The sequence below is a fragment of the uncultured Campylobacter sp. genome, from assembly GCF_937949835.1.
Taxonomy (GTDB): domain Bacteria; phylum Campylobacterota; class Campylobacteria; order Campylobacterales; family Campylobacteraceae; genus Campylobacter_B.
Genome location: NZ_CALEDC010000240.1, coordinates 1 through 1,648 on the forward strand (window position 1 = coordinate 1; position 1,648 = coordinate 1,648).

The window sequence follows — 1,648 nt, forward strand, 5'->3', positions numbered from 1 at the left end:
CGGGCTATTGTGCCACTCCATTTGATATCGCCCCGCCGGAATCCGTCTATCCTTGCCGCTAGCCGTAGTATCGCCGCCTGCTGGCTCAAGGGTGAAACACTCAAAAAGCCTTTTTCCGTCGTCCGTGATCGTTAGTTTTCCAATCGTGCCGTCGTGAATGTTTTTAAATCTATTTATCTTTATCTTCATAGTCGCCTCTTTCCTCAAATTTATCAAAATATTCATCGTGCCGGTTAAGCTTACTATTGATTGCCCGGTCCACGGTCTCTTTAATCCATTCGGTTCCACGCCAAGCAAGAAACCCGCAGATTGCGAGCGACGCCCTCGTATCTTTTATAAAGAAATTCGCCATCTCAAAGCCTATCCAGCCCAAAAACATCGACGTTGCAATCCCCACAATGACGCTCGTAGCCTTTTTCTTGCTACCGCTGTCGATATAATCAAGTATGCCGCCGATAAAGCCCACTAAAATGACCCAAAAATAAAACCCCACCTTGTCTAATAGTTCCATTGCTCACTTCTTTTACATCGTAAATAAAAGCATCAGCAAAATCGAAATAACGATCTCTATGATTGCTCTTTTGCTAAGCCAAAACTTCTTAGCTCTTAGGATCATTTCCATCGCTGCACTCCCTTAGTAGTTCCTCGCAGGTCTTGTAGTAGCGCATTAGCGCTTTTGCTGCTGCGGGCGTAAAATCATAGCTCGGTTTTTTTGGCATCGCCTTGATACATTTTACGGGGATATAAACTTCTTTATACTCCGTCCTAGTTATGATGTTGGGCTTGCTACATCCGATCAAAAACAAAGCGAAAACGCTAACGAGCCATTTCATTTATCAGCTCCTCATAAAATTTCACCTTGTTCTGACACTCGCCGTTGATAGGCTCCTTAATCCTTTCAAATTTAGTCACCACCTTTTGTTCTACCTCTTTGATATTTTTTACTTCCATATTTTTTATCCGCTCATTTTGCAGATCGATCTTGGCGTTGCAAGCGTCCAAATTCGAGGAGCTGATGAGCTCTTGCGTCTTGACAAATACTAGGTCTTTATTCAGCTGCTCGATCTTACTTTTGAGACTATGGTTCCACCCTGCCAGCGCAAGGCAAGTAAAAATGAGCGCTGCGATAATTCCAAGGTAAATTTTAAAGTTCATAGCATCACCCATAAAATTAAAAATGCCGCGTCCTGCATCGCGCCGTAAAATAGCTCCTGCCTAGCCCATGCACTTTCAATCTCAAGCTTCTTGAGCCTAAATTTAAAATACATGCGGTAACCTAACTCGCAAGCAAGCGGGAAGCCCGCCGCAAGAGCTACGGCTAGAAACGGCGCGGCGTAAAGACCCGCAAAGGCTAGCGGCACGAATACCGGCAGCCACCAAATCAGTCCCCTGATAAATAGACACACCCTGCAAAACGCAATCCAGCGCGCGCGAGATATAAAACGCCCCGCAAGCCATTCTATGCCGCGACTTTCACTCTCGCCTTTATCAGCTCCGTGGCTCGTCAAGGCGCCTATCCATACACCCCAGCCTTTAGCCTCGCCTAGCAAATACCCGAGCCCGCAGATGATGGCTATGTAGAAATTATGGAAAAAGGCAAATATCAGCAGCGCCACCGCCAAGGCGTTCACTTTGGCGAAATAGCTAT

At 45.9% G+C, this 1,648-nt stretch carries 5 protein-coding genes; all 5 read right to left on the reverse strand.

The genetic code is table 11. The features are described from left to right. On the reverse strand, nt 1-189 hold a 189-nt coding region (locus Q0256_RS05460; RefSeq protein WP_297960875.1), incomplete at its 3' end, for a DUF5675 family protein. After that, the gene (locus tag Q0256_RS05465; RefSeq protein ID WP_297960878.1) at nt 170-511 is read right to left on the reverse strand and encodes a phage holin family protein; all 342 of its coding nucleotides are present in this window, start codon (nt 509-511) and stop codon (nt 170-172) included. The genes Q0256_RS05460 and Q0256_RS05465, both read right to left, overlap by 20 nt. 88 nt (nt 512-599) lie before the next feature. After that, nucleotides 600-833 carry a hypothetical protein gene (locus tag Q0256_RS05470; RefSeq protein WP_297960880.1) on the reverse strand — a complete coding sequence of 78 codons (234 nt, stop codon included), beginning with the start codon at nt 831-833 and terminating at the stop codon, nt 600-602. Further along, complete coding sequence (locus tag Q0256_RS05475; protein ID WP_297960882.1) at nt 817-1,155, reverse strand: hypothetical protein; 339 nt, start codon at nt 1,153-1,155, stop codon at nt 817-819. The genes Q0256_RS05470 and Q0256_RS05475 overlap by 17 nt, the downstream gene beginning before the upstream one ends. After that, a partial coding sequence (locus Q0256_RS05480) for a hypothetical protein (protein WP_297960885.1) occupies nt 1,152-1,648 on the reverse strand: 497 nt, incomplete at its 5' end. The genes Q0256_RS05480 and Q0256_RS05475, both read right to left, overlap by 4 nt.

Excerpts from the sequence above, each read along its gene's own strand:
- Q0256_RS05470 (WP_297960880.1), bottom strand. The coding sequence starts at position 833 with ATGAAATGGCTCGTTAGCGTTTTCGCTTTGTTTTTGATCGGATGTAGC.
- Q0256_RS05475 (WP_297960882.1), bottom strand. The coding sequence starts at position 1,155 with ATGAACTTTAAAATTTACCTTGGAATTATCGCAGCGCTCATTTTTACT.
- Q0256_RS05465 (WP_297960878.1), bottom strand. The coding sequence starts at position 511 with ATGGAACTATTAGACAAGGTGGGGTTTTATTTTTGGGTCATTTTAGTG.